At 40.7% G+C, this 22693-nt stretch carries 26 protein-coding genes and 1 pseudogene; 14 read left to right on the forward strand and 13 right to left on the reverse strand.

What is annotated here, in order from left to right; all coding sequences use genetic code 11:
* From FB6_RS10890 to FB6_RS16660, 5 genes are all read right to left on the reverse strand, one after another.
* Positions 1-930: a recombination directionality factor gene (locus FB6_RS10890; RefSeq protein WP_174560022.1), complete on the reverse strand. Its 930-nt coding sequence runs from the start codon at positions 928-930 to the stop codon at positions 1-3.
* Positions 931-1119: 189 nt separating this feature from the next.
* Positions 1120-2163 (reverse strand): YqaJ viral recombinase family protein, encoded by a 1044-nt coding sequence (locus FB6_RS10895; protein WP_174560023.1) that lies wholly within the window; start codon positions 2161-2163, stop codon positions 1120-1122.
* Between the two features lie 153 nt (positions 2164-2316).
* Positions 2317-3363 (reverse strand): DUF932 domain-containing protein, encoded by a 1047-nt coding sequence (locus FB6_RS10900; RefSeq protein ID WP_174560024.1) that lies wholly within the window; start codon positions 3361-3363, stop codon positions 2317-2319.
* Positions 3364-3435: 72 nt separating this feature from the next.
* Entirely contained in the window at positions 3436-3684 is a 249-nt protein-coding gene (locus FB6_RS10905) for a hypothetical protein (protein WP_174560025.1), read from the reverse strand.
* Between the two features lie 535 nt (positions 3685-4219).
* Positions 4220-4342, reverse strand: coding sequence for a hypothetical protein (locus FB6_RS16660; RefSeq protein ID WP_302476193.1), 123 nt, complete (start codon positions 4340-4342; stop codon positions 4220-4222).
* Positions 4343-4405: 63 nt separating this feature from the next.
* On the opposite strand from FB6_RS16660, the pseudogene FB6_RS16735 reads away from it, so the two are divergent.
* From FB6_RS16735 to FB6_RS10935, 6 genes and pseudogenes are all read left to right on the forward strand, one after another.
* Positions 4406-4683 (forward strand): annotated as a pseudogene (locus FB6_RS16735) (hypothetical protein).
* A 10-nt stretch (positions 4684-4693) separates the two neighbouring features.
* Positions 4694-4843: a hypothetical protein gene (locus tag FB6_RS10915; protein WP_174560026.1), complete on the forward strand. Its 150-nt coding sequence runs from the start codon at positions 4694-4696 to the stop codon at positions 4841-4843.
* A 50-nt stretch (positions 4844-4893) separates the two neighbouring features.
* A complete protein-coding gene (locus FB6_RS10920; RefSeq protein WP_174560027.1) occupies positions 4894-5310 on the forward strand; it encodes a hypothetical protein in 417 nt (138 codons plus the stop codon).
* A gap of 50 nt (positions 5311-5360) precedes the next feature.
* Complete coding sequence (locus FB6_RS10925) at positions 5361-5933, forward strand: hypothetical protein (protein ID WP_174560028.1); 573 nt, start codon at positions 5361-5363, stop codon at positions 5931-5933.
* 254 nt (positions 5934-6187) lie between these two features.
* Positions 6188-6391 (forward strand): hypothetical protein, encoded by a 204-nt coding sequence (locus FB6_RS10930; RefSeq protein ID WP_174560000.1) that lies wholly within the window; start codon positions 6188-6190, stop codon positions 6389-6391.
* A 336-nt stretch (positions 6392-6727) separates the two neighbouring features.
* Positions 6728-7366, forward strand: a complete 639-nt coding sequence (locus FB6_RS10935; RefSeq protein ID WP_174560029.1) for an FMN-binding negative transcriptional regulator — start codon at positions 6728-6730, stop codon at positions 7364-7366.
* A 218-nt stretch (positions 7367-7584) separates the two neighbouring features.
* Here the strand turns inward: FB6_RS10935 and FB6_RS10940 are convergent, their stop codons facing one another.
* The gene (locus tag FB6_RS10940; RefSeq protein WP_254592232.1) at positions 7585-8247 is read right to left on the reverse strand and encodes a TetR/AcrR family transcriptional regulator; all 663 of its coding nucleotides are present in this window, start codon (positions 8245-8247) and stop codon (positions 7585-7587) included.
* A gap of 43 nt (positions 8248-8290) precedes the next feature.
* Here FB6_RS10940 and FB6_RS10945 point away from each other — a divergent pair, with 43 nt between their 5' ends.
* Positions 8291-9163, forward strand: coding sequence for an aldo/keto reductase family oxidoreductase (locus FB6_RS10945; RefSeq protein ID WP_174560030.1), 873 nt, complete (start codon positions 8291-8293; stop codon positions 9161-9163).
* Between the two features lie 92 nt (positions 9164-9255).
* Here FB6_RS10945 and FB6_RS10950 read toward each other — a convergent pair whose 3' ends face one another.
* Positions 9256-9678, reverse strand: coding sequence for a MarR family winged helix-turn-helix transcriptional regulator (locus tag FB6_RS10950; RefSeq protein WP_438819971.1), 423 nt, complete (start codon positions 9676-9678; stop codon positions 9256-9258).
* Between the two features lie 186 nt (positions 9679-9864).
* Here FB6_RS10950 and FB6_RS10955 point away from each other — a divergent pair, with 186 nt between their 5' ends.
* Positions 9865-10878, forward strand: a complete 1014-nt coding sequence (locus tag FB6_RS10955) for an alpha/beta hydrolase (protein ID WP_174560032.1) — start codon at positions 9865-9867, stop codon at positions 10876-10878.
* 240 nt (positions 10879-11118) lie between these two features.
* Here FB6_RS10955 and FB6_RS10960 read toward each other — a convergent pair whose 3' ends face one another.
* Complete coding sequence (locus tag FB6_RS10960) at positions 11119-11532, reverse strand: ester cyclase (protein WP_174560033.1); 414 nt, start codon at positions 11530-11532, stop codon at positions 11119-11121.
* A gap of 128 nt (positions 11533-11660) precedes the next feature.
* Between FB6_RS10960 and FB6_RS10965 the strand changes: the two genes are divergently transcribed.
* Complete coding sequence (locus FB6_RS10965; protein ID WP_174560034.1) at positions 11661-12002, forward strand: winged helix-turn-helix transcriptional regulator; 342 nt, start codon at positions 11661-11663, stop codon at positions 12000-12002.
* Between the two features lie 503 nt (positions 12003-12505).
* A complete protein-coding gene (locus FB6_RS10970) occupies positions 12506-13546 on the forward strand; it encodes an IS481 family transposase (RefSeq protein WP_174560035.1) in 1041 nt (346 codons plus the stop codon).
* A gap of 368 nt (positions 13547-13914) precedes the next feature.
* Here the strand turns inward: FB6_RS10970 and FB6_RS10975 are convergent, their stop codons facing one another.
* The gene (locus FB6_RS10975) at positions 13915-14661 is read right to left on the reverse strand and encodes a YagK/YfjJ domain-containing protein (protein WP_368034411.1); all 747 of its coding nucleotides are present in this window, start codon (positions 14659-14661) and stop codon (positions 13915-13917) included.
* A 704-nt stretch (positions 14662-15365) separates the two neighbouring features.
* Here FB6_RS10975 and FB6_RS10980 point away from each other — a divergent pair.
* On the forward strand, positions 15366-16250 hold the full coding sequence (locus FB6_RS10980) for a hypothetical protein (RefSeq protein ID WP_254592233.1): 885 nt from the start codon (positions 15366-15368) through the stop codon (positions 16248-16250).
* 12 nt (positions 16251-16262) lie between these two features.
* Here FB6_RS10980 and FB6_RS10985 read toward each other — a convergent pair whose 3' ends face one another.
* Positions 16263-17177 (reverse strand): hypothetical protein, encoded by a 915-nt coding sequence (locus tag FB6_RS10985; protein WP_254592234.1) that lies wholly within the window; start codon positions 17175-17177, stop codon positions 16263-16265.
* A gap of 127 nt (positions 17178-17304) precedes the next feature.
* On the opposite strand from FB6_RS10985, the gene FB6_RS10990 reads away from it, so the two are divergent.
* Positions 17305-17577 carry a pyocin activator PrtN family protein gene (locus FB6_RS10990; protein WP_174560038.1) on the forward strand — a complete coding sequence of 91 codons (273 nt, stop codon included), beginning with the start codon at positions 17305-17307 and terminating at the stop codon, positions 17575-17577.
* Here FB6_RS10990 and FB6_RS10995 read toward each other — a convergent pair.
* Positions 17561-18709, reverse strand: a complete 1149-nt coding sequence (locus tag FB6_RS10995) for a site-specific integrase (RefSeq protein ID WP_174560039.1) — start codon at positions 18707-18709, stop codon at positions 17561-17563. The two genes, FB6_RS10990 and FB6_RS10995, sit on opposite strands and share 17 nt — an antisense overlap.
* A 133-nt stretch (positions 18710-18842) precedes the next feature.
* Here FB6_RS10995 and dusA point away from each other — a divergent pair, with 133 nt between their 5' ends.
* Positions 18843-19874 (forward strand): tRNA dihydrouridine(20/20a) synthase DusA, encoded by a 1032-nt coding sequence (gene dusA / locus FB6_RS11000; protein WP_438819970.1) that lies wholly within the window; start codon positions 18843-18845, stop codon positions 19872-19874.
* A 147-nt stretch (positions 19875-20021) separates the two neighbouring features.
* Here dusA and FB6_RS11005 read toward each other — a convergent pair whose 3' ends face one another.
* Positions 20022-20402 carry a cytochrome b562 gene (locus FB6_RS11005; protein ID WP_174560040.1) on the reverse strand — a complete coding sequence of 127 codons (381 nt, stop codon included), beginning with the start codon at positions 20400-20402 and terminating at the stop codon, positions 20022-20024.
* Positions 20403-20552: 150 nt separating this feature from the next.
* Positions 20553-21818 (reverse strand): bifunctional phosphopantothenoylcysteine decarboxylase/phosphopantothenate--cysteine ligase CoaBC, encoded by a 1266-nt coding sequence (coaBC, locus tag FB6_RS11010; protein WP_174560041.1) that lies wholly within the window; start codon positions 21816-21818, stop codon positions 20553-20555.
* 113 nt (positions 21819-21931) lie between these two features.
* Between coaBC and radC the strand changes: the two genes are divergently transcribed.
* On the forward strand, positions 21932-22615 hold the full coding sequence (gene radC, locus FB6_RS11015) for a RadC family protein (RefSeq protein ID WP_174560042.1): 684 nt from the start codon (positions 21932-21934) through the stop codon (positions 22613-22615).
* Positions 22616-22693 lie beyond the last annotated feature (78 nt).

Below are 22693 nucleotides of genomic sequence, written 5' to 3' on the forward strand. Positions count from 1 at the left end.
TTAATTTACAACCCGTACATTCTGCTGCAAGCTTTTCTGAATCTCTTGTACAATACCCTCTCCCTGATGGAACTTAGGCTCAACTTTAGATTTTGAATCAAACTCCACCTGATTAGCCTCAACAAGCTCATCCTTATACAACTCCTCTACCAAGTCCAATCCTTCTTCTAAATTCACCTCAAACCGTGCATTGCCATAACCTTGCCGTGCCATCTGATCTAAAGCATATTGATTAAAGCCTGAAGCTTTACTTTGTTGATCAATCTCTTTCGCTGTTTGAATGGCTTGTTGAAGGTTGACACCATCCCTTAAAGTTAGATCCACGTAATACACGGGCTGACGATAGCTTTGTGTGGTGGATTTACCTCGAAGGGTGAGTTGTAACGGTAGACATGACAGCAAGCCATTCGATGCGGCATGATAATAGCTCAGTCTAGCCGCCAAAGTTCGAATACTGTTAAAGCCTGTGGTTCTAAAGATGAATGTGCCCAGCTCATCCGATTCATCTAAATTGACATGCAATCGCCCATAAGGCTTACAAATACTCCCTTGAGCCAAAGGACATAAATCCGGTGATGGACATGGATGCTGTTCCACACCTTGATTGGTCAACCGCTGACAAGTTTCACCATTGCCCACACAGACAGGCCTGCCTGTCTGGCGGTCAAACAAACTATATTCGGCTCTCAAATTAAGTTCAGGATCATTAAAGATCATACGTACTGGAATGCTTCGCAGTTTTTGATTGGGTACTTTAGCCCGCAGCTGTTCATCTAATGGATGTTTGACCCAGCCATCTTTATTCTGAATTTGGCTAGTAATGGTGAATTGGTCATCTTTTTCCGGCAGACGCTTGCCGTTCTTTTCAACTACTTTACCAATGCTGATCCGCCCTAAAATTGGCGGGGTGATGGCTAAACCTTTAATCATGCTGCTGTCCTCAAAGTTATTATTTACGCTTGTCTGGTTGATATGTAGAAATCATTCATCTTCTAATTCAAATGCATAAATATCAGCGCAATTCAGTCCATTTTGTTCTCTGCAAGTACTTCGGTGCTTGCAGGGAGCGGGGGCTGTTTTGCGCTTTTTTGCAGATATGCTCTTATTTGAATCGCGGCTTTACGCATCATGGCAATAAATATTGAAACGCCGTGTGCCCTGCTTGCTTTGCGGGAATTGGTTAAGCATTTCTGGATGCTGTTTCAATAAAGCTTTGCTGTCCAAGCTGATCGAGTCCTTGGACTTTTTCCAAGTTACTGAACCTGTTTTAAAGGTGGCGCGTTCAGCCTGCTGCATCCTGGCCTGCAGCTGGTGCTTCAGCAGATCAAACTGCTCCTGATGCTTATCAATTTGATTGCGCGCTTGAATCAGCTGTTCAAACTGCTGGTTGGCCTGAGTGTCTTCCGATAAATCCGTGGTACTCAGTGGCACATGTTCTGGATACAATTGTTGTAAGGCTTTGGCAGCTGAGGCTGATGCATCTGCATCAGGTGGGGTGTCCTTTTCTACACAGTCCCAGAAGTAACGCTCTGCATTGACGATATGCTGAATCACCGATTCACTGCGCGTCACTTTAAAAATCCGTGTTTCATGTCCACAGAGCAGTACGCAGATATGCGCTGCCTTCTTCCCAGTCACTGCCAATTGATGCTGTACCTGACACAACACATACAGCGGCACACCATCCCGCCACAGCTTGGCGCCGTATTCTCCTGCAGTTTTGCATTCCAGAATCTGCACATCTGCATCACCTACTACGGAATAATCCAGGTTCGCCAGCATAAAAGACTTGTCTGGGTCAGGATGCTGCAGCACAGCATTCACCCGGCGGACTTTATAGTTGGTATGCATGCTGTAATACTCGGCAACAAGCGGCTCGAGGCGCTTGCCCCAATACAGCGGTGCATGACCTTCACTTTCATCTTCAATGGATTGCTTTATCCGTCCTGTTTTAATCATCCACAGTTCCAGCATCGACATATAGGGATTGAGTCCACAAGCTGCGGCACAGTCACTGCTGCCGATGCCTTGCCTGCGCATTTCCAGCCATTCAGCCTGACTGAGCTTTTTGGTATCGACAAAGCGTTTGGCGCTGAAGAACTTGGGTGCACTAAACGGTTTCGGCTGTACAGATGCTGCAGATAGATTTGATACGCTATTCATTGTGAATTCCTCTGTATTGAATTTTGGGCATAAAAAAGCCGCATCCGAAGACGCGGCTTTAAGAGCTAGATATTTGGGTCATGAGTGAAAAGAAAATATTTGACTTAGTTTGGTAGTACTTAGGCTAATTAATCGAACTGAGGACTGCTGAGCTTAGGCAAGCATACGCAGCGCTTGTTCCAGTCCGCGCTGCTTCAGTCCAGCACCCGCACCAAACCAAGCTGAATCCAGACGGTGATCCTGACTCATTGCCCGGCGCTCGTGATCGGCAAATTCCGTAATCGAGCACAGCAGGCCATATGCGGTATCTTTGGCTGAGCTGAGTTCTGCCCCGCGGCCATGTCCGTTAAACATGGTCATGACTTTCGACATGGCACGACCATTCGGTTCAGTCTTGTTTTCAGCTTTATTGGTTGAATTGGCTTGGGTGGCTACATTGCGGTAGAACTGAATAATGCCTTCATCCTGCTCTATCGGACTCAGGCTGGCATTGTTAAACACAGCATCAAAATAAGCGGCTGCTTCAGTCTGAGTCACTTTACGCTGACTCAGCTGTTTCATCTCGTACATATGCTCATCCCATGCACGGACGGAAATTCCCAGCTGCTGTTTGATCTTTTGGGCATCAAAGCGGGTGCTGTGCGGCACTTTCACCACACCGGCACTGCTGCTCTGCCCTTTTAAAGCAATCGCCAAGGTGTTATTGCACACCACACGGATTGAGGTGAATTGCGCTGTCGTCGCCAGTGTGCCGTCACACCCGGTTGCCAGCAGCATATAGCCATTGCTGACATCCTTGCCTTTGAGTGCTGCACTTTGTCCTGTACGCGCCAAAGCCCAGAATTTCTTTCCGCCTTTCAGTACGCCTGCAGTTTCCAGTTCAAAGCCGGACTGCTCGGTTAAATCACGGTAAAACTCTAACACCTCAGCAGGCTGTACTTCCTGATAACGCTGACTGACCACAGATAAAGGTGCATGGGTATCCGAACGGTATAACACCCGTTGCTCTTCATAAGGCATGATGATGCTTTGCCCACGTTCATTCTGCGCCATATAGCTGACATTGGACGATTCAATGCGCCAGTCCATACCTGCCTGTTGTGCCCAGACTTCAATCGGCTGGTTTTGGGTGAGCGGGTTGCCAAGACCATGCCAAGGGGTTTGGCCGACATAGGCCATTTGTTCCAGTTGATGTGCCATACAATAATCCTGTTAGTAAATAATGAATAAATTGAAATTGAAATTGATGAAAATGTGAAAAATGAGCCAGTGCTATTTGTTAAAAGGCGGACGGCTGGATGCCTGCGTCTGCTCGGCAATCACGAGAATCACTCCGCCCAGCATCGCGCCAGCAACACCACCGATGAAAGGTGAATAGCCCAATGACTTTGCCAACGACATGCCCAGCACAGCTAAAGTGGTCGGTGCATTGCTGAGACCTAAGCTCTGCATCATTGGCTTGATCGGTTCACGCTGCGGGAACATGGCATCTTCCATCTGATCAAAATCTCGATACGGCATAAAAAGAACTCCTGAAAGTATCTATTTGCATCAACTGCGGATTCATCATTCAAGTGATGAAGTTCAGCCTCGGTTTCATTCAGGTGTTATGTATCTGAAATTATTTACAATCTGTTTTTGCTGATTTTTTATGCTCACACCGTTCAATCAGCAAGAAATGAAATTGACCAGCTTTTCGCTTGGCATTATGATGAACATGCTGGCCTACATTGCCAGTCGGTTTTAGCAGACCGTTTAGCCAAGCACACTAAAAAGTCTATCTTTTTGGTGGGCAACCCTGTGTGTCCTCCTTTGCGGCGGAACGGGAGGGGGACACCTTTGGGTGTGCTGATCCTTTGGCTATCAGTCTGCTAACCCCTTTTCGTTTCGCCACCATTATTTAGCAGTGATGTGGTGAAACTTCTTTATAGCCAAAGGAGTCAATCATGACTGTTTTCTTATCCGCTGTTTGCAGCATCCCTATTCCTTCTCATCAGCCTAAACTCTACGGTTCTTCTGCCTAGCTTTGGCCATGAAGATCATTGCACGATTGATTTTAATGATTGGGATACTGGTCTGGCTGGGCCCGGCTGTTATTGGCTTTTTGCTGATGATGCTGCTGTTCTGGCTCCTGGTTGAACTGGCTGGCTGGAATAAACCGCCACGCCCCTAACACCATGTCATCGCCTGTACCTCCTTAAAATCAGACGCCGATCATCCTCTATTTATGATGAGAATTACGATGTCTCTTTTTGATCGCCTGTCCTTACTGGGCATTGCGCTGCTGGCGGCTGCCGTGTCAGCAGGCTGCGAAAGCAAATCCAAACGTGAATTTATGCAGGATGCCAATCCGGCGGCACAGACCGTTCCACCTGCTCCTGTGTCTATGACCGACTGGAAACACATTATTCAACGCAGGTGATGCAAAAACTCAGTGAACAGAATGTCAGCCAGCTGGATTTGCCTGCAGATTTCGGTGAACAGATGCTGCACGCTGCTCAATACTGCCAATCTCGCTAGGGGTGCGAATATGCAAATCAAACATTATCTGATTGGGGTTTACCTGCTGATTGCCCTGCTGTTTTCAGCCTACTTAAAAGGCTGCAGCGCGACAGCAGACCGAAGCTACGCCTACAACCTCGGCAAAGCCATTGTTTGGCCGGTGTCCATGTTCAAGTAACGTCATTCAATTAAAAACATGCTCAACAACAATAATTTGGAACGATTCTAATGAATAAACAGATCAAGAATTTTCTGCAATCCGGGGTGATTGCAGCCTGCCTAACCGCACCCGTCTTCAGTCACGCAGACATGGCGCAGGTGATGGCGCTGGTCAATGATCCGTCTACCGCACCTGCAGTGAAACGCTGTGAGGGAAATGCCAATTGCAATGCGTTTGTAGCACTCAGCAGACAATGGCAAGTCATCCCCAAAGATGACCCTTTGCGCTATTTCATCTATAGCGGTGATCTGAATGCGCTCATTCGGGAAGGCAAAGATTTACGTGAACAGAAACTCATGGATCTGGATGACTTTGCTTATCAGGTTTTTGATTATCACGCTGAGAACGGCAATGACCGCTGGTTGTATGTCAAAGGCTTATGCGTACTGAAGTATGTGCAGCGCACCCAGTTTGCACAGCCGTAATCAAGCCCACTGGATTTATCCGCCTTCCCGATTTTAAAGGACATACCGCCATGAAAAAAATGATCATCACGGCTGCAATTTTTACCCTGCTCACCGCCTGCAGCAAAACACCTGAAAGCCCAGCTTCAGCTGCCGATAGCGCACATGAATCCGTTTCACCTGAGGACAGCGCTACGAAAGATGAGGCAAAAGAGCGCGAGGCCGAAGCAGCCGCCATCGCGCATGATCGCTATGACCCGGACAGCATTTATGCAGGGGCTGAGAATATCGATATTCCGCCGCCGCAACTGAAAAGAAAGCTATTGCCCGGTGAAGCACTTGAAGTGAAGTTTAGGCCTGCCGAAGCTTATGTTGGATTTAAGGTGCGCACAGAGACGGTCTTGGATACCACCCGCTTACACATTTTTGCTGAAATTGACGATGTGCTGGATAAGGTGGAAATGGACAATCCCAACTGCAAGGTCACTGGCGTTGAACCGTACACCGTCGAATTTCCTAAGCGAACCTACTACGGTGATAAATTCAATCTGCTCTTGAAAGGCTGTACAGCGGACGAAATCAAGGAAGTCTATTTCTACACCGCACATGGCAAATTGACCTACAGCGCCATTGTTGATGAATAACCTCAAGCCATAGCTGAAGCCGTGACAGCCGCTGTAATGAAGATTAAAGCCCCTACTGAACCAAGTAATGCTTGACCATTAAAACGCGCTCTGGCGAGTGCTCTAGGGGCAATACCCCCGCATAATCAGCTCGCTTTAGCACAGGTCCATACACCGCTTTCCTCTGTCTTGACTTATTCTGTCTATCCATTGAACAACGCAAAAAGTTCAATACATGGAAAAACTGAGACAGAGGGCCGACCAAGAAGAATGACATGACCCATATAAAATTATTGACCACTGCCTGCTTATCGATAGCTTTGCTCAGTGCTTGCAGCCCCTCACAAGATAAGGCCAAACAGCAAACTGATCAGCCACAGGCAGAGCTTGATCCAAAAACCCAGAAGTTTATGCAAACGGATTTAAGCGAAACGCTACCCGAGGATGAAATGCCGGCTTCATCTGCAACAGCTATGTAAAATGAAAATTTGGACACGGCATTGATTGCTGATGAAGAAACGGAAGCTGAAGCCATGGCTGAAGAAAAATTTGACATACGCGTGTACCCCTCAAACGACACATTGTTTGTCATAACCAGTAATTAAAAATTAAATACTTATAAGATTTTGCGACACATAATGACAAAGAGTTGCGACTCATAAGCTGTCATTTTTAAAGTTTTGCGACACAATTAATGTCATTTTCTAAAAAATGAATTTCCATCAACAGTCTACTATATTAAATAGGGGTTGATAGTTAGCCGTCAGTTACATTAATTTGATGTAATACAATCTCAAAATTATAGAAAGAATCTAATGTACTTACCCCCTCATTTTGAAGAAAGACGACTAGAACTTCTTCATGATTTAATGAAAAAACATCCTTTCGGTTATGTCGTTACATATTCTAATGGTGAGTTAGATGCTAATCATCTTCCTTTTGAGATAGTGTCTGATAGTGGTAATTTTGGTAAGTTATTGGCTCACATATCGAGACAGAATCCTTTGGCTGAAGTTTTAAAGAATGATGCTGATGTACTTGTAATATTTCGCATTGATGATGTTTATATCTCTCCTAATTGGTATGTAGGAAAATTTGAACATCATAAAGTTGTTCCAACTTGGAACTACGTAGTTATTCATGCAAAAGGTAAAGCTAGGATTATTGAAGATGAAAAAGTATTAAGAGGTATTTTAGCTCGTCTTACTAGAGAACATGAATCCAATCAAGATGTTCCTTGGAAAATGACAGATGCACCATCTGAATTTATTAGTGAAAGAATGAAGCATATTGTAGGAATACAAATCGAGATTACCGACTTAGTTGGAAAATTCAAATTAAGTCAAAATAGAAATAAAAATGATATTTTAAATGTAGCTACGGCTTTAGCTTCTAAAGGTAAAAGCGATTTAAGTAATCTAATGCTAAGTATTTCAAATGTACAAGAAACATAGATTAATTAGTAATTCCTAAAGGTAATATAATGAGAATTATGTGAGCTTACATACTTCATGACGTTATTAATAAAAAAAAACCGCCAATCAATATGGCGGTTTTTTATCAATGACATTTTATGTGTCGCAAATGACAACTTATGTGTCGCGTGACGGTACCGCACTGAATCGTAAGGTTCATTAACGGGCTATATCAATAAGATCGACATTTTTCATTGTTATATCTTTTTATACTGCTGTAGATACCCTCTTAACAATAAAATCAATTGGTCAGATAAATTTTCTTCCACTTGGTGTGTCGTCAGCCCTTCAAGTATGGCGCGTGCAGGACCATCCAATACGCCTAATACTATTTGTGCAACAAGTTCTGGATCATGAATATGAATATCTGGCGCTGTTTGCAGCATATCTCCGATTGCACTCACAATCCTTTTTCTCATCATTACAACCAGCCTTAAACCATCGTGTTCGGCTGCAATACTATATAAAGCTTTTGACTCTTTAGGATTCTTAAATTTTTCTTGTAAAAATACTGAAACCAAGATTGCTGCAGACTCTGCAATTGGTTTTCCCATGCCCTCTTGGCATGCCATTTCTACACAGCCTGTAATATTGTTTAAATGCAGCTCCAGCACAGCAGTCAGCAGCGCATCCCGATTTGGATAATATTGATACAAACTGCCTACCGACATCCCAGCTCTTTCTGCAATACGTGTAGTTGTACACCGCATTAATCCATCACGTGTTAAAACCTGAATGGTTGCTGTATGTAGCGCTTCAACTGTCGCAGTCGACCGGGCCTGAACGGGTGATTTTCTTGGCTTTAACACATTTGTTGGTGCGTTCATAAATGCGAATTCAAAAACTGAAGGATATTTCATATATTTGTACTGATCTTAAGAATATTAATCAAGCAGGTCTGAAATGAATATTGATAAAAGCGGTACATTCACACTGGGAACATTTACGATTAAGCGGCTTGGCTATGGCGCAATGCAGCTGGCCGGTCCTGGAGTGTATGGTCCACCCAAGAATCACCAGGCAGCAATCGATGTACTCCGTGAAGCCGTGGCATTAGGTGTAAACCATATTGATACCAGTGATTTCTATGGTCCACATATTACGAATCAATTGATTCAGGAGGCATTACACCCTTATCGTGATGACTTAACCATTGTGACAAAAGTCGGTGCCAAACGTGGCGATGATGCATCCTGGTTACCCGCTTTTTCCTCAGAAGAATTAATTCAGGCAGTCCTTGACAATCTCAAAAATTTAAAACTTGATGTTTTAGATGTGGTGAATTTAAGGGCAATGTTTGATCCTTTTTCACTGGCAGAAGGCTCTATTGAAGAACAAGTGACAACACTGGCTGAATTACAGCATCAGGGCTTAATTCAGCATATTGGACTGAGCAATGTCACGCACACACAAGTGGCTGAAGCACAGAACATCGCTCCTATTGTCTGTGTTCAGAACATGTATAACATTGCTAATCGGCAGGATGATGCCTTAATTGATCAACTTGCAGAGCAAGGGATTGCTTATGTACCATTTTTTCCATTAGGCGGTTTTAACCCACTACAATCCTCAACGTTACAGAATGTTGCGGATCAACTCGGTGCTACACCCATACAAGTTGCTTTAGCCTGGCTATTGCAGCGCTCTCCAAATATTCTTCTCATTCCAGGTACGTCATCAATTAAGCACTTACATGAAAACCTTGCTGTAACTGAATTGGAACTGCCTAATGACGTGATTGCAGCATTAAATCAGCTCAATTCACCATCCGTTTAAATAGCTCTGCAGAGCATCTAGTGAAATTGATGATTTCACTAGATGCTCAGATTCCAATGTGAACTGCATCCGCTTTTCTAAAAAATTGATTCTTATAAATCTTGCAATAGGTTCTTGGAAAGTTGTTTTAAAGTCGCTAGTTCCTCATCACTCATCCGCATTGAACAGCGCATCTGATTCGGTATATCCAGAATTTGATCTTTCAACTCTCTTGCCTTATCCGTCAGGATGACCTTTTTTACCCGCTCATCTTCAGCGATCGATACCCGGTTTAAGAATTCTTTAGCTTCAAGTTTCTGTACCAGTGGCGTTAATGTCCCTGAGTCAAATAAAGTTTTCTCACCAAGCTCTTTTAAAGAAATATTATCTTGGTCATACAAGGCCAAAAGAACGACAAACTGAGGGTAAGTCAGATCAAATTCTTTCAGGAATGGACGGTACTGTCGGGTTAATGCATTTGATACAGAGTATAAAGAGAAACAAAGCTGCCCGTCTAAGATACTGTTATTCATAATTTTATCAACCTATTCAAAAAGTATCTAAAAAAATATTATAAATAATTCTTGACCAAAAGTAACTTGCATGCAAGTATTATGTACACAAGGTTAAGCAGGAGGTGATTTAAACAAAGAAATCAGCTCCTGGATAGAAACCAGCACATTGCTTAAAAAAATTCTCGAACGTTATAGTGAGTTAGCGCCATGAAAATCGTATCTGCTTTATTAACTTCTGCCGTATTCGCATCTGCAGCAGCATCAGCACAACCTGTTAATGCTCCAGCACCAACTGCAGGTGTTAAAGCGTTCCTTGATGTCTTAAATTCAGGTAATGGCAAGCCTATGGAACAAATGTCTCCAGCAGAAGCTCGTCAGGTCCTTATTGGAGCTCAGCAAGGCGTTGTTCTTCCTCCTGCTCAAGTCTCTGATAAAACGATTCAGATTAAAGGTCAAAGCATCAAGCTGAAAATCGTGAAACCTGAAAACACTAAAGGAATGCTGCCTGTCTTCATGTTCTTCCATGGTGGTGGCTGGGTACTGGGCGACTTCCCTACTCATGAACGCTTGATCCGAGATTTGGTGCGTGAATCAGGCGCTGCAGCGGTTTATGTGGATTACACGCCTTCCCCTGAATCTCACTTCCCGGTCGCGATTGACCAGGCTTATGAAGCAACTAAATGGGTGGCTGAGCACGGTAAAGAAATCGGGGTGGATGGTACGCGTTTAGGATTAGTAGGTAACAGTGTAGGCGGTAACATGGTTGCTTCTGTAGCGCTGCAAGCGAAGCAGTTCGGCGGTCCAAAAATCCGTTACAATGTAATGCTTTGGCCAGTGACTGATGCAAACTTTGATAATGAGTCATATAACACTTACGCCAATAATCACTTCTTAACCAAAAATATGATGAAATGGTTCTGGGATAATTACACCACTAAAGCATCTGACCGCAACAATATTCTGGCATCTCCACTTCGCGCCAGCAATGAGCAGCTGAAAGACTTCCCGCCAACATTGATTCAAACTGCTGAGTTAGATGTATTACGTGATGAAGGTGAAGCATTCGGACGTCATTTGGATAAAGCCGGTGTACCTGTAACCGTTACCCGTTATAACGGTATGATCCATGATTATGGTCTACTAAACCCACTCAGCAATGAGCCAACCGTAAAAACTGCTATATCTCAAGCTGGATCTGAACTTCAGAAACATTTGAAATAAAGGCTTGTCTGACTTAATAAAATAAAGAAGCCCAGATCTCGTATCTGGGCTTCTTTATTCTTATGATTTAATTTTAGAAAATCGTAATCTGCCAAGATAAAATAATCAGACTGAATCAAGAAATCCGGAATAAAGAATCTATTTAAAACATTAGAACAGTCTCATTTTTGAGCTTGCAGATCAGACTTTGCATAGTTGATTACATATTCAACACTCAAATATTTATATCATCTATCTAAGTTAGCTCAACTGCTGCTGCATGATCGATGCAGCATTGTAGCAATGGAAAGAAACTATTTTTCCATTCTCAATATGAAATACATCACAGCAAGGAACATCTATCGTTTTCCCCGTTGGCGCAAGCGTTCCTTCAAGTGTAACGAGTTCTCCTGTATGTGTACCACGAATTGCAAGCTCAACGACAACGATACCATTCATAGCATACGTACTAAAAATTTCACGATGAACATCAGGAAATGCTGCAGCCATACCACTTGCTACCATAGCAATATTTTTCCCGCGAAATTCCATTTCAGCAGGAACATTCAGAACGTATCCTTCATCTGAAAAGAATGAAACAAACCTATTCAGGTCAAGGGTTTTACCTTCAGCTGCATTGTATAATTCTCTAATTATCTCAAGATCATTCTGCATCATATATTCCTTTAAGTCTGGATTCTGCCAACCGATGCCGTATCACATAGATCGATTGGACAAAAAGAAGTATAGACAAGAGGTTACTTAAAGAGTAGAACCTACCAAAAGGTAAGTGTAAGATTATTATGGATACATCATGCGGTTTAGATATTTCTTTAAAAATTATGGGTGGTAAATGGAAGCCTTTAATCCTGTATCATCTTCAGAACGGACCGTTACGATTTTCTGAAATAAAGAGAAGTGTTGGAGGCATCAGTGAAAAAGTGCTGATTCAACAGTTACGAGACTTAGTCGCAATCAATGTTCTTAATAGACATGATTATAAGTGTGTACCGCCAATGGTTGATTACTCTCTTACAGCTTTTGGCGAAACACTTGTACAAGCGCTGATTCCACTTTGTGAATGGGGAAATCAAAACCGCGAGCAGGTGACAAAGTTTTTACAAACTTCATCAGAGCTGGATTAAGAAGGATGTAATACAGAGGTTGAGATCCATGCTAATGGGAAAATCAAGTTAATTGAAAAGTAGCAATGGCGTAATTAGTATTGTTCTGAAGGTGAATAGGCTTTTGCTGAAATTTAAGATTGAAATAGCTAAAGCCCTGATTTTATGTCAGGGCTTCGTATAAGCAGTATTTGTATTATATTGATTTTAGATTTTCTAAATCTTAAAATTCATAAAAGTTTAGTCCCTAAAGGGATATCTCTATCTGGTACGCAGAAGAAAACTCCACCTTGCTCGGTCTGCATAAAGGTATTTCTTTTATAAATGCTTTGAATACAGACAAGTTTACACCTGTCATAGTATTATTTTGCAGATTCAAAGTGAAAAATCATGTAATTCAGAATTTTACTTAACTGTTCTAATATGTATTAGTTCAGATCTGATCAGACATTGATCTTGAAAAAGAGAAAGTTACCCGTTTTGATAAAGGTGTCGAATCTTAATCAAACAAAGGTAACTTTCTTATGTTGCATACTAACAATCAAATCATCAAACACAAAGTAGGCTTACTCAATTTAGCTGAAGAACTTCAGAATGTATCCAGAGCTTGTAAGGTCATGGGTGTCTCTAGAGATACCTTTTACCGTTATCAGGAACTTGTCGAATCAGGTGATGTTGAATCACTCATCAATAAATCCCGACGAGTACCGAATCTAAAAAACCGCGTGGATGATGCTACAGAACAAGCTGTGATTGATTTCGCAATTCAATATCCTGCTTATGGTCAACACCGTACTAGTAATGAATTACGTAAAAATGGGGTATTCATTTCAGGTAGTGGGGTTCGCTCAATTTGGCTACGCCATGATTTAGAGAACTTTAAAAAGCGATTGAAAGCTTTAGAAGCCAAGGTGGCACAAGATGGAATTGAGTTAAATGATCATCAAATTACTGCGCTTGAGCGTAAACATGAAGATGATGTTGCTTGTGGTGAAATAGAAACACACCATCCAGGATATCTTGGAGCACAAGATACATTTTACGTTGGCAATCTCAAAGGTGTTGGTCGAATCTATCAACAAACATTCATCGACACCTACAGCAAAGTCGTACATTGTAAGCTCTATACAACGAAAACACCGATTACAGCAGCAGATCTATTGAATGATCGCGTACTGCCATTTTATCAGTCACAGGATCTACCAATGCTACGTATCCTGACAGACAGAGGTACGGAATATTGCGGCAAGGTCGAACAACATGATTATGAGCTGTATTTAGCCATCAATGATATTGATCACACCAAGACAAAAGCAGCATCCCCGCAAACAAATGGGATCTGCGAGCGTTTCCATAAGACAATCTTGCAGGAGTTTTATCAAGTAACCTTTAGGAAAAAGTTGTATAGCACATTAGAGGAATTACAAGCTGATCTAGACGTTTGGCTGAAATTCTATAATACTGAACGAACTCACCAGGGAAAAATGTGCTGTGGTCGCACACCACTAGCAACACTACTTGATGGGAAGCGAATTTGGGCTGAGAAGAATTTAGCTCAAATTTAACCTGACAGGCACACTAAAAAATGGGTAACTGTCAGATCGGGTTTGAGCTAGTACATCTAATATGTGGATACTGGAACTAGCTAACACATTCTAAGATTAAAAAATAATAGCAATAAATTAAGAGCAAAAAAGCTTCTTTTTTAAAATATAATTTCTAATATAGAACAATAGCATAACCCCAAAATGAATCAAAAATATCCAGCTTATCCAAAGTTGAAACGTCCGCTTTTAGAATATGCACTTTTGCAATTCCTTAGCGGATGGTTTGATGAGTTTGTGTATATGTCAGATAAAGAACCAAAACCTATCTGACTGTTCCTTTCTACATAAGATATGTAATGCTGTAATACATTACACATCCATTTTACCTAGGAGTAATCTTCACACAGTTTGAAGCCTTTAAATTCGGGTAAGGCGGAGACATTACAACCTCGTCGACTATCAATCACGTACTGCGCTTTACCAAAGGTCCGCATACCACTTACTTTAACCCGAAGATGCTGGTGGTCTTTTTCAGGATTGACCAGATACATTGCAGCATTGATTGCATTTTGTACTTGTTGAGGATTGTTACGATAAATCATACCAATGCCTAAAATGCCTTTTTGATTAAAGCGTTCTTTGTACTCAGGAGAGTTAGAAGTAAAGACATAACCTTTACCCTCTGTTATCTTAGTCCAGCATTGCCCAACCTGTATGGCCATACCGAAATCTTTTTGGTGCTTATGTCCGTCGTAGATCAATAATACATGGCTGTGATAACCCTTTTTCTCCCCTTGTTCAATAGCCCATACATACCCCTGTAGGTCTTTGAAACAGGTATCTTGATTCTGTACACGGTTAATGAAGATACGTAGGTAATGATTAAACCGCTCTATACCGACTTCATGCTGGTGCTCTAGTGCTATACTTAAATCAATGCGTATAAACAGCAATTTAGAATAGTGTTTAGTCAGCTGAGTTAGATATTCTTCTAAACCATTACGATTTTTTCTTTCCTGATTCTTAAACCCTAGTAACTCTAAATTAACATCATTGAAATAATATAAAGCATTGTTCCATAAGTAACGTAATTCGAAATTACTTAAATCATCAATGCTCTTAGTTCCAAGCAATATTTCATCTAATGAGCACACCATTCTCTTAAAGACACAGACACTTTCACTGTACTTTAAATGGGGTTTATAAACTGCTTTAAATTTAGGAACTAGATCATTCAATATACTCTTAAACAGAGTTTCATTAATTTCATTTTTATATATTGACTGTATAAACTGATCTACATCAATCAAGATTTTTGATTCATTATCATTTGATAGAATTAAGCACATATAATATCCTAGTGAATGTTTAACACATATCACTAGGCATTAAGTTATCTTTTACATACAAATAAATGGTATGTAATAAACCTAAGTGTTTAATATAATAAATATACTAATGCTAAGATATATATTAACATCAAGAACAGATATATATTCATTATATTAAAAACCCATTAATACTCTATAAATAAAGCATCGTATTACAGAAATGAATTTTTACTTTTAGTCCCATCGAAAGGTCGATTCTTGACTGCATGGATCAAGCTAAAGTTAAGTCAGAGCTTTTACTCATGTTTAGAAAGTTTTCCAATCACTTCACCCAATATTCGCCAAGTACTTAACTATTTCTAAAATGAAAATCACAAAAACATTATAAGTTATTGTTTTATAATTATAAAAAACATATTTCAACATCAATAAAACACTAATTTACCACTCGTATATCTTAAATAATTCACTTATAATTCCACTAAAGATTCTACAAGGCGATAACAATGATTTCAGGAAAAGATGCATTGTCATATAAAGATAATCGTGGTTTTACAGATAGGGATATCAATTGGCTATGGAACTTTCAACAACTCCATATACAGTATCCTCAAGTTGGATACAGTTCTGTTTCAGAAAAAAGAAAAATTATATTTAATATTTTTGACAACAGTATAAATGGTGAAGAAATCTACAAATCATCATTAATTAATAAAGATAAGTTCTTAATTAATAAAAATGATTTGAATTGGGCTAAAGACCCTCAAAACTCTCAATTATTGATATTTACTATCAACATGTTATTAAAATTTAATAACATACTTTTTGTTAACTTATTTTTTGCCAACAACTATGATTATTTTATAGATTTTATTGACAAGCTAAATACAACAAAAGAAATAAAAATAAATCAAATAAATGATATAAAAACAATGTGGTCAAATTTACAATATAAAAAAGAACATACTAAATGGATAGATTCAAAGAATAAAGATCAAATAAATTGGGCATGGGATTATTTAAAAAAATCATATAAATTAGCCGCATTTCCCATTCTACCAATTAATGATATACAACGGTACGACTGTATTATTTCTTCAATAGACTTAATAGGCTACTTAACATCTGAAGAAGCTAAAGAGCTTTTTTTAATTAAAATGAAAAAAACTTGGTCTCAAAAGAAATTTAGAGATTCTGGCAAAATTAAAAAACCTCATCATCTCCCATTAACAAAAGAAAGACATGAGCAATTAAAAAACTTAGCGGAATATTTTAATAAATCTATTCCAGACGTATTAGATTTCATCATTGAAAAAGTCTATACCGAATGCATGACGGATACTGATGGAAAACCTAAGAAATACCAAGTACAGTTTTTGAAAATGAAGTAACATTTTTTGAAGTTAAATCAGTATATCAGCCAGAAGATCTGTTTCTTTTCTTAACAAGTTTTTAATGACTTCTGGCTGATACGCAGTATTGAATGGAAGCTGTTTTTTTAGCAATAATGATGGATCATCCATTTCCAAAGCTTTATCTAAATCCCGGCACTCGACCTTTAGCGCTCTTATTTTACCTATATAGGTTTCATGTCGGGTTGCAGTGATAATTTTAGCTGAACCCAGCTTATAGCGTGGCGGATGAGCTTTATATTTTTCAAATTCTTGTTCTATTTGCTCCAGCTCTTTGGTTTTTTCTGCCAGTTTTAATAAAATCCAGTCTTTATCAAATTTTTTTAATTCAATATCGAGTTCTGGCAAAACACTTTCAACAGCAGCATTCAGATTCGCCCATTTCCCCTGTACTTTAGCCTTATTCCGCATAAAATCAAAAATAACCTGATGCTTTTTATAAAGTACATTTGAGTATCGTTTATGCGCTCCACGCACTCCCCTAATTCGGGTGTGGATCTTTTTGCTAAACAGTATATCAACATTCATTAATGCATATCTGTTCAGTATCTCTTGATATTCTATTTTTATTTTTTTCTCTGAAAGCCCCTCATAGTTATTTAATAAATCAAATACTTGTGATAATACTCTTAGAAAATCGTGACTTGAATAAGTTGTACCAAATCGCTCAACCATATACGGGTAACGCATAATCTGAAAAATTTTATCGAACTCATCTTCTGTAAAATTTCTCTCAGGATTTTGTAAATGAGGAAGACCCAAAGCTTCACGATCTGGAGCCTCAATATCATACTCCCGTTCAAATTTCGTACAGTACCTAAGAAAGGCCTGACATACCTCAAAAGCAAAAAATTCTAACTCACCTACATCAACATATGCCATAAAACAACAATTCAAACTATTCATTAATTTTCAATAGATTAACATATCATTATAGTACAGTAATCTTTTACTTCACCTCAATTATATAACTTTAAAGTTGTAATTATTACGATAAAAACATCAATCATTAAACAGTTCAGGAAAAATAATTATGGGGGCTATAAAGCTAAATACATCAGACTATCTATTTATGAAGTATCGCTCTATGACCATTGAACTAATGACAATTGTTGCAGACTATTATCCTCATCTTAGTAAAGCTGAAGCACTGAGAAAGGCGAATAATCAAGAGTTCCCTTTCTCAGTTTTTAAAATAGATCAAAGTAAACGTGCACCTTTTTTGGTGCACATTAGAGATCTGGCAGATATTTTAGACAGTAAGTATTCAGAAGCTTCTAAAGATTATGCTACGTTTCATCGATGAGGCGTAGCACCTCTTCTAACTGCATAGTATTTCTTCTTGCCTTCACCGACACATAACGCTGTAAACTACTCCAAGAATCATGCAAGCTCACCTTCTGAATCTCAGGAATAGTAAAGCTCTGTTCTGCTAAGCGTGTACAGCCTTCATGTCTCAAATCATGAAAGCGTAAATCATCAATACCCAACATTTTACAAGCGTCTCTGAACTCTTTACCCAAACTTTTAGGATTTAAAGGTAATAGTAAGTTTTCATCATGCCCAAGCTTCAACATCCGTTCACGAACTTCTGACTGCCTTAACCTTTTAATCATTTCCTTACAAGCATCAAGGACATCAAATGATTTATGATTGCCTTTGGAGCCATTTGGATTCTTGAGATCATGCACTTTCCATGTTGAGTGATGTGAATCATAATCTCGAAGAGATAATCGTGTTAATTCTGCTTCACGTCTGCATGAAAAAATTGCAAACCACATAATCAAATGCATTGGATACTTAGAACCATAACGGTTTAGCTTCCATCGCTCTGTAAAATACTTCGTCAGTGCAATCAGCTCATCCATTGACGGAAGTCGGTCTCTTTTTTGACTGGATGATATTTGACGTGTTTTTCTTAACTGAGCCGTAGCCTTATCAAAACCATTTAAATCAATATCCATTTCCCACATAACAGCAGCATGAGAAAGTACCCCACGGATATGTAAAAGCTCATGTTGCTGTGTACTAGTTGCGATGGGTTCTAGTTCAAGATGAGGGACTCCTCCCTTCCTTAAAGCAACATGCTCGGCCAAATGTACTGACTTTATTTTTGTGATAATATTGCGCGCAATTGGTAGCTTCTTAATTAAGAGCAGAGAATAGCGTTTCGTCCTTCCGTACTCGCTCCCGACTTCATCCAAATATTTATCTATGGCATCTGATAAGGTCAGATCAATCAGCTTTTCTTTGCCAAGTAAAATATCAGGATTTTCTTGAATTTCGATTTCTCGTTTCTTAACCCAGTTTTCAGCCAACTTCTTTGAGTGAAATGTTTTACTTTCAGAGAAAGTAGGAAAGCCCTTTCGATTGATTCGAATCGCAGCACGATAGTTAACTTTACCATCTGCGCCTTTCCTTGCTGTAATTGACCCCATAATTTACACCACAACCTGTTTTTTTGATTATGGTGTAAAATTAGGTGTAAATGCAAACCGATTAACCCACCTAAACACAGGCTCAAACAGATTCTCGCAGGTTGCGAAATACAGATTAAAGGTATGATTTTTAATGACTATCAACAAAAACATTGAAAATGCTCAATCTCCGCGAATCAGCGTTGCACCGATGATGGATTGGACGACTAAGGATTACCGTTTTTTTGCCCGTCTGTTTAACCCGAATATCATTCTTTATACTGAGATGGTGACTACAGGCGCTATTCTGTTTGGTGGCGCCAACCGTCATTTAGATTTCAATCAGCAAGAACACCCGATTGTGTTGCAGCTTGGTGGTTCCAATCCTCAAGATTTAGCCACCTGTACCAAAATGGCTCAAGATTGGGGCTATGATGAAGTCAACCTGAATGTCGGCTGCCCAAGCGACCGGGTACAAAATAATAAAATTGGCGCCTGTCTGATGGCAGAACCGGATCTGGTAGCAGAATGTATAGGTGAAATGCGCAATGCGGTGGACATTCCTGTGACCGTGAAGCACCGCATTGGTATTGATGACATGCAGTCTTATGAAGAAATGCTGCACTTTGTTGATACTGTGGCCAAAACGGGTTGTGACAATTTTATTGTCCATGCCCGAATTGCCCTACTTCAAGGTTTATCGCCGAAAGAAAACCGCGATGTGCCGCCACTGCGTTATGAAGATGTCTATCGTTTAAAACAGGAACGTCCCAATCTGATCATCGAAATTAACGGCGGCATTAAAACCTTTGCCGAAACTCAGGAACATTTAAAACATGTCGATGGGGTGATGATCGGTCGCGAGGCTTATCACAACCCTTACCTTCTGGCAGAACTGGGACAATTATGGAATCTGGAAGCGCCGAACCGCTTTGATATTATGGCGCAAATGATGCCGTATATTGCTCAGCGCATGCAGGAAGGTGCACCACTATCGATTATTACTCGTCATATTTTGGGCTTGTTCCAAAACTTGCCGGGTGCACGTAAATGGCGTCAGGCCTTGAGTGGTGGCAATGCCAAGACCTTAAAAGATGTCGAAACTGCGTTAATTAATATTCAAGAAGCGATGCAGCGTACTGAAGATTATCTCAAAGAAAATCAGGCCGATCTGGCTTCAAATTGATTACATCCGCCTCATAACAAAAAATGCCAGCCCATTAAAATAGGCTGGCATTTTTTTAATCCAAGAGATTCAGCGGTCTGATCTGCTGTGAGATAAAGCAAGTCTGATCATCCTTTAGATCAACGGATACCGCGCATGCAGATCAAATTAGTTAGGATGATAAATCGCATGTCCTTGTTCTTTCACTGCATTAATTTTTTTACCTTCAACTTTAGCCTGATCTAATTTACCCGCCTGAACTAGGGCTCTGGTTTTATCAATCTCTGCTACCAGTTGATCAAATAAAACGTCTGAACTCGGTGCTTTTACATCATTGGTTTTTAATTTGACTTTTTTGGCATCTAAGGCTGCAGCCTTCATATTATCCAGTGCTTTGAGTGCATCTTTCTGATTATGCGACTTGTTAAATGCCTTGTAGTTTTTGGCCAGCGTATGCATATTCTGATCCAGCTTGGCTGCAAAAGTCATACTGCTGAATGACAAAGCGACTGAAAGCATGATTGTGCTGGCTAAAGTTTTTGTGATCATGTTGATGTCCTTTTAGATCCGTTTAAAACTGTGGCTAGGGGGTGTAATTTAGTTGTTTTGAGATTTTGAATTTTAAGCCTTAAACATAGTTTAAATTCCATAAAAAATGCAACGGTTTCGTTGCATTTTCATCACAGCCATCTGCTTTTTTTAGACGGGTTCTATTTCATGGTGCAATGCATCATGAATCGCTTCGACCAGCTGCTGCGCAATCTCCTGTTTTGAGGCTTTTTCCAGATCACGTTTCTGCATTTGATATTGATCTGCAAAGAACACAATCATGGCATTTTCATCCGAGGCAAACCCAATGTCGGCACGGGATACATCATTGCAGGCAATCATATCCAGTTTTTTCGCCACCAGTTTACCGGCTGCATATTCCTCGACATTGCGGGTTTCCGCAGCAAAGCCCACCATAAACGGACGTTTTTGTTGCTGTGCAATGGTGGCTACAATATCCGGGTTTTTAATTAAAGCCACATTCAGCTCATCGCCGGCTTTTTTGATTTTATGTTCGGCCACTTGTGCAACGCGATAGTCTGCTACCGCCGCGGTTGCAATAAAGATATCACAGCCTTCATCCAGCATTTGCATGCTGACTTCCAGCATTTTGACTGCAGATGACACATTGATACGGCGCACACCGTTGGGCGTATCCAGACTCACCGGACCTGCTATCAGGGTCACTTTGGCCCCAGCTGCATAACAGGCGGCTGCCAAGGCAAAGCCCATCTTCCCGGTACTATGGTTGGAAATATAACGAACCGGATCAATCGCTTCACGGGTTGGCCCGGCGGTAATCACCACATGTTTACCGGCCAGCTGACCAAATTTTTCCGCAATGGCACGCTGCGCTTTGTGGAAATACTCAGTCACTTGGCGAGCCAAATCTTCCGGTTCAGGCATACGTCCCAAACCGACATCACCACAAGCTTGTGAACCGGCATCCGGCATAATCACATGCACGCCATCTTCCACCAGAGTATTTAAATTACGCTGCGTGGCTTTTGCCGCCCACATTTGCTGGTTCATGGCCGGTGCCACCCAAACCGGGGACTTGGTCGCCAGATATAAAGTACTGAGTAAGTCATCTGCCAGACCAGCAGCAAATTTCGCTAAGGTGTCACAACTTGCAGGTGCAACCAGCAACAAATCTGCCCAGCGTGCCAGCTCAATATGCCCCATGCCGGCTTCAGCTTCAGGATTAAGCAATTCAGTATGCACCGGATTTCCCGACAGAGCCTGAAAGGTTAATGGCGTAATAAAAGCCTGTGCCCCTTGGGTCATGACCACGCGTACATTAAAACCGGCATCTTTTAAACGACGGACCAAAATGGCACTTTTATATGCCGCAATACCACCAGTGACCGCTAATACAATGTTTTTATTTGGAATCACACTCAAGTCGAAGCTCACGAACAGGCTACCTTTCTGTTGCAGTGGCGCTCACAATATCATTAAATAAAGTGATCCCCAAGTCAGTAACGGGGACTCACCACCATTACTAATAACAAAAAAGTCTAAAAACAATGAATTCATCGATTAAACATTGGCCAGAACAAGAACGTCCACGTGAAAGACTGATCCAGCAAGGTGCAGCCAGTCTGTCAGATGCAGAACTGCTGGCGATCTTTTTACGTTCAGGCTCGAAACAGCATTCTGCCGTAGAACTGTCACGCATCCTGTTACAGCATTTTGGCGGACTCAATCCTATTTTTGATGCCGCCCTTGAAGATTTAAGCCAGTTTCATGGTATAGGTGCAACAAAATATGCACAGCTGATAGCGGTTAAAGAACTGGGACGGCGCTATGTGAGCCAGCATTTAAAACAGGAAAAAATTGAACTGAATAACTCCAGAGCTTTACTGGATTTTTTGAAATTTGAATTACTGGGGGAAACGCAGGAAGTTTTTGCCGTACTTTGTCTGGATCCGCATTTAAGAAAAATAAGCTTTAAAAAAATGTTTTATGGATCGCTGAATTCGTGTGAAATTTCCATGAATCAGTTACTTCGCCATGTCATTCAGCAGCATGCCAGCAGTATCGTGATTGCCCATAATCATCCCCATGGACTGGACCTTCCTTCACAAGCCGATATCAAATTGACCCAACATATTGCAACGGCCTGCCAGTTACTGGAAATCCGCTTAATAGATCACTGTATTGTGTCTCCTGAAGGTACCTGTTCATTTGCTGAACGCGGGTTAATTTAAGGATAATACTGCTTGTAACAAATCTTGACAAACACCCGGCTAACACAGAAGATTATTAAAATTTTGACGATACTAATA

This window comes from Acinetobacter bouvetii (assembly GCF_902753875.1).
Taxonomy (GTDB): domain Bacteria; phylum Pseudomonadota; class Gammaproteobacteria; order Pseudomonadales; family Moraxellaceae; genus Acinetobacter; species Acinetobacter bouvetii_A.